This window comes from Nocardiopsis prasina DSM 43845 (assembly GCF_000341265.1).
GTDB classification, from domain to species: domain Bacteria; phylum Actinomycetota; class Actinomycetes; order Streptosporangiales; family Streptosporangiaceae; genus Nocardiopsis; species Nocardiopsis prasina.
In genome coordinates this window covers 1-5221 of the sequence record NZ_ANAE01000198.1, presented here as the reverse complement: position 1 = coordinate 5221, position 5221 = coordinate 1, and the positions used below count along the sequence as shown (strand labels likewise).

Here is a 5221-nt window from a genome sequence, read left to right as displayed (position 1 = left end):
TGCCCAGCAGCCACGCCATCCGCTCGGCCACCCGGACGTCGTCCCGCAGCAGCCGCAGGTACCAGGGCGTGGTGCCCAGGGCATCGCTGACCTGCCGGAACCCGAGCAACCCGGCGTCCGGGTCGGGGGAGTCCGCGAACCACCCCAGCATCACCGGCAACAGCGTGCGCTGGATGGCGGCCCGGCGGGACAGCCCCGACGTCAACGACTCCAGGTGGCGCAGCGCCCCGCGCGGATCCACGAACCCCAGTGCGCCCAACCGCTCCACGGCCTGGTCGGCGGAGAGCCGGATCTCGTCCTCGGGCAGGGCGGCCACCGCGTTCAGCAGCGGACGGTAGAAGAGCTTCTCGTGCAGGCGGCGCACCTCCGCCGACACCCGCTTGCGGGCTCCGGTCAGCTCCCGGACCGGATCGGCGGTGAACCCCAGGGCCCGACCCAGCTGCCGCAGCCGCGACGGGCCGTCCGGGGCCTGGGGATCGGGCATCAGGTGGGTCCGGCGCAGCCGCTCCAACTGCAACAGGTGCTCCACCCGGCGCAGGAACCGGTAGGCGTCGGACAGCCCGGCCGCGTCCCGCCGCCCCACGTATCCGTACTCCGACAGCGCCGCCAGGGCCTCGAGGGTGTTGCCCGACCGCAGGCGCTCGTCCGAACGCCCGTGCACCAGCTGGAGCAGCTGCACGGAGAACTCGATGTCGCGCAGCCCTCCCGGGCCCAGTTTCAGTTCGTGCTCGGCCTGGCCAGCGGGGATGTGCGCCACCACCCGGCGGCGCATGGCCTGTACGTCCTCCACGAAGTCCTTGCGGCCGGAGGCCTCCCACACCAGCGGGGCGATCGCCTCCGCGTACTGTCGACCGAGCCCCTCGTCACCGGCGATCGGCCGAGCCTTGAGCAGCGCCTGGAACTCCCAGGTCTTGGCCCAGCGGTCGTAGTACGCCAGGTGTCCGGCCAGCGGCCGAACCAGCGGACCGTTGCGGCCCTCCGGGCGCAGCGCCGGGTCCACCTCCCACAGGGTGCCCTCCGCGTCGGTCTCCGACGGGACGCGCATCATGGCCGTGGCCAGTCGCGTCGCGGCCCTCTGGGCCTCCTGTTCGTCGGCGGGCACGCCGTCCTCGCCCAGGGCGGGTTCGGCCACGAACACCACGTCCACGTCGCTGACGTAGTTCAGTTCGCGCCCGCCGCACTTGCCCATGCCGATCACGCTCAGACGGCACAGCGCGGCGTCCTCGGGGGACTCCGCGCGGGCCACCGCCAGCGCCGCGTCGAGGGTCGCCGCCGCGAGGTCGGCCAGCTCGGCGGCGACCTCGTCCACGGTGTTCACCCCGGTCAGGTCACGCCCGGCCAGCCGCAGCACACGGCGCCGGTAGGCCACCCGCAGGGTGTGCCGCAGCACCGCCGAGGGGTCGTCGTCCCCGCCCAGCCCCAAAGAGAGGTCGGCCACCGGGGCGGGATCGTCGGGCCGCGCGCCCACGGTGTGCATCAGCCCCCGGCGCAGCTCCTCCCGGTCCGGGGTCCGGGCGGCGTCGGCCCCGCGCAGCTCACGCCAGTCGCCGGGGTGGCGCACCAGGTGGTCGGTGAGCGCCGGGCTGACCCCGAGGACGCCGCACAGACGGGTGCGCAGGTCCAGCTCCTCCCGCAGGGCCGCGCGCACCTCCTCCGGGTCCGGGGCGGCCTCCAGCAGCCGGAGCAGGCCCAGCAGCGCCTGGTCCGGGTCGGCCGCGGCCGCGAGGGCGCCGATCACCTCGGTGTCGGCCAGGGCGTCCAGCCCCGCCTCCTCCACCAGCCGCAGGGCCCGGGTGCTGTCACTGAAACCGCGTCGAGCGAGCGCGCCCGCTGTCATGTTGGTTCTTCCGTCCCTTGCCACGCGTCAACGGTAGCCGCATCGGGGAACCATGCCCCGGAACCGGGTCGGGGCCGGTACCCGAACTGGATACCGGCCCCGAGGGGTGTCGCTAGATGTCGTAGTAGAGCTCGAACTCGCGCGGGTGCGGACGCAGGCGCAGGGAGTCGATCTCCTCGGTGCGCTTGAAGTCGATGTAGGTCTCGATCAGGTCCTTGGTGAAGACCCCGCCCTCCAGGAGGAACTCGTGGTCGGCCTCCAGGGCCTCCAGAGCGGCGTCCAGGGACGCCGGGACGGTCTCGATCGCCGCGGCCTCGGCCGGGGGCAGCTCGTACAGGTCCTTGTCGACCGGCTCCGGCGGCTCGATCTTGTTCCGGATACCGTCCATGCCCGCCATCAGCATGGCCGAGAAGGCCAGGTACGGGTTGGCCGAGGGGTCCGGCACCCGGAACTCGATGCGCTTGGCCTTCGGGTTGGACCCGGTGAGCGGCAGGCGGATGCAGGCCGAGCGGTTCCGCTGGCTGTAGACCAGGTTGATCGGGGCCTCGTAGCCCGGAACCAGGCGGTGGAAGGAGTTCACCGTCGGGTTGGTGAAGGCCAGCAGCGCGGAGGCGTGCTTGAGCAGACCGCCGATGTAGTAGCGGGCCGTGTCCGAGAGCTGGCCGTAGCCGGCCTCGTCGAAGAACAGCGGGGCGCCGTCCTTCCACAGGCTCTGGTGGCAGTGCATGCCGGAACCGTTGTCGCCGAAGAGCGGCTTGGGCATGAACGTGGCGGTCTTGCCGGCCTCGTTCGCGACGTTCTTCACGATGTACTTGTACAGCTGGACCTTGTCGGCCTGCTCAAGCAGCGTGCCGAACTTGATGCCGATCTCGGCCTGCCCGGCGGTGCCGACCTCGTGGTGCTGGAGCTCGACCTCGATACCGGAGTCGATCAGGGTCCGCACCATGTCCGAGCGCAGGTCGCTGTAGTGGTCGACCGGCTCGACGGGGAAGTAGCCGCCCTTGAAGCGCGGGCGGTAGCCGCGGTTGCCGCCCTCGATCGCGGAGCCGGTGTTCCAGGCGCCCTCGATCGAGTCGATCTCGTAGTAACCGGTGTTCGCACGCGTCTCGAACTTGACGTCGTCGAAGATGTAGAACTCGGCCTCGGGGCCGAAGAAGGCGGTGTCGGCCACGCCCGAGCCCTTGAGGTAGGCCTCGGCCTTGCGGGCGACGTTGCGCGGGTCGCGGCTGTACGACTCCAGCGTGAGCGGGTCGTGCACGAAGAACGTCATGTTCAACGTCTTGTGCTTGCGGAACGGGTCCAGGACACCGGTGCTCAGGTCGGGCAGGAGCAGCATGTCGGACTCGTGGATGGCCTGGAAGCCGCGGATCGAGGAACCGTCGAACATCTGACCGTCGGTGAACGTGGACTCGTCAACGTTCTCGACCGGGAGGGTAACGTGGTTCACGCCTCCGAACAGGTCCGTGAACCGGACGTCGAGGAACCTGACGTCCTCGTCTCGGATGTAGGCGAGAACCTCTTCGACGCTGCTGAACAAAACGGAACCTCCGTGCAGATAGCTGAGACGGCGGGTTCGCGGGCCGCACCATCGCGGCCATGTCGAACCACGCGCCGTCTCCCGGCCTCGTCATCGAAGCTAGGAGCGCGTGATTTCCACGCCGTGTCTCGATTGTTTCCTGCATGTTACGGAGCCGGTCGCCCGCGTTGGCCAGTGGTCCCGTAACGGTGATTCCGCCTGTTTTGGGGAGAAACCGGGGCACCCGGATCTTTCGGAGTGACCGGCGACACACCCTCTCCCGTGGCACGTCACACCGCTCGCGCGGGCCCGCGCGCGGAGGGTGACGTGGGGCGGATAGCGTGAAAGGCATGAGCGACAAGAGCCGGAGCGGCGCCCCCACGGTCTCCGAAGACGACTTCCGTTACCGCGGCAACCGGCTGGGTCTGCCCGAGAGCGGGAGCGGTTCGGTGCCCGGGGTCATGCGCCGCCTGGTCGGCCTCGCCCTGGACTGGGCCATCTCCGCGATGCTGGTGTGGGTCGCCATCAGCTTCGGGCTGGTCGGCCAGGAACTGGCCGCGGCCGCTGCCGCCGGGGGGGACCCCGAGGCCATCGCGCTGACCAACTTCACCACCCTGTCCACGCTGGTGGTGTTCGCGGCGATGAACCTCGTCCTGCTCACGCTGTTCGGTACCACGATCGGGCGACGACTCGTCGGGGTCGGTATCAGCGGAACCGGTGAGCGCTCCTGGCCCTGGTTCGCCTCCATGGCGGTGCGCACCCTGCTGTTGTGCCTGGTGATCCCGGCCGTGGTCTACGACCGCGACACGCGGGGCCTGCACGACCGCGCCGCCGGAACCGTCGCGACCCGCTACTGAGCGAGCACGCGCCGTACGCACCCTCCGCGCGCTGTGCGCACGCGCGTGCGCACCCGTGCCGAGCTGCTGTTAGCATCCGTTCACGGCGTTTCCGCAGGGACCCCCGCGACCTCGGGCCGTGTACCGCCTCTCGACGCCCGCCGCTCCGGCGGGCGCGCCGCCCGGACACGCCCTGGCTGCCCTGACCCGCCCCCCTCTAGGTCTCCTCGCACCCTCGAAGGTTCGCATGGCTGGAAGACGCTCCGCCCCTCGCAGCTCCGGTGCCCTGGGCACCTCCCGGCTGTCCGCCGCACAGTGGGTCGCGTGCGTCGTGACCGCGCTGGCGATCATCGCCAGCCTCGGTAGTTACGGCTGGTACCAGGGCCTGATCGGCAACATCACGACCGCCCAGGTCGACACCGACGAGTGGGACCGGCCCACGAACGTCGAGGGCGTCCTGAACATCCTCGTCATCGGCTCGGACGTGCGCTCCGGCGAGAACGCCGACTACGGTGCCGCCGAGGGCGAGCGGCCGGACACCATGCTCATCGCGAGCATCAACGTGGACAACGGCGCCGCCACACTGGTGAACCTGCCCCGCGACCTCATGGTCGACCTGCCCGGCTGTGAGGCAGCGGAGGGTTACGAGGGCATGCAGCCCCAGCAGGGCATGATCAACTCGGCCATGACCTTCGGCGGGGTGGGCTGCCAGTGGAACGCGGTCGAGCAGGTCACCGGCGTGCACCTGGACCACTTCCTGATGATGGACTTCGTCGGCTTCAAGGACATGGTCGACGCCATCGGCGGGGTGGAGATGTGCATCCCCGAGCCGATCGACGACCCCAAGGCGCACCTGGTGCTGGACGCCGGACTCCAGAACCTGGACGGTGAGGACTCGCTCGGCTTCGTGCGCTCCCGCTACTCCCAGGGCGACGGCAGCGACCTGTCGCGGATCGACCGCCAACAGGAGTTCATGGGCGCCATGCTCCGCGAGGTGCTCAGCAGCGAGGTGATGACCAGCCCCGTCACCAT

Annotated in this window: 4 protein-coding genes; 2 read left to right on the top strand and 2 right to left on the bottom strand. The window is 70.3% G+C overall.

Annotated features, from left to right (window positions below; all coding sequences use genetic code 11):
* Both D452_RS0124145 and glnA read right to left on the bottom strand, forming a co-directional pair.
* Positions 1–1837, bottom strand: a 1837-nt coding sequence (locus tag D452_RS0124145; protein ID WP_017546708.1) for a bifunctional [glutamine synthetase] adenylyltransferase/[glutamine synthetase]-adenylyl-L-tyrosine phosphorylase, incomplete at its 3' end; no start/stop codon positions are given.
* A 112-nt stretch (positions 1838–1949) separates the two neighbouring features.
* Positions 1950–3374 carry a type I glutamate--ammonia ligase gene (gene glnA / locus D452_RS0124140; protein ID WP_017546707.1) on the bottom strand — a complete coding sequence of 475 codons (1425 nt, stop codon included), beginning with the start codon at positions 3372–3374 and terminating at the stop codon, positions 1950–1952.
* A 329-nt stretch (positions 3375–3703) separates the two neighbouring features.
* On the opposite strand from glnA, the gene D452_RS0124135 reads away from it, so the two are divergent.
* Together D452_RS0124135 and D452_RS0124130 are read left to right on the top strand one after the other, a co-directional pair.
* A complete protein-coding gene (locus tag D452_RS0124135; protein ID WP_017546706.1) occupies positions 3704–4210 on the top strand; it encodes an RDD family protein in 507 nt (168 codons plus the stop codon).
* A 226-nt stretch (positions 4211–4436) separates the two neighbouring features.
* A partial coding sequence (locus tag D452_RS0124130; protein WP_017546705.1) for an LCP family protein occupies positions 4437–5221 on the top strand: 785 nt, incomplete at its 3' end.

Coding starts and splice junctions, on each gene's coding strand:
- D452_RS0124135 (WP_017546706.1), top strand. CDS start 3,704: ATGAGCGACAAGAGCCGGAGCGGCGCCCCCACGGTCTCCGAAGACGAC.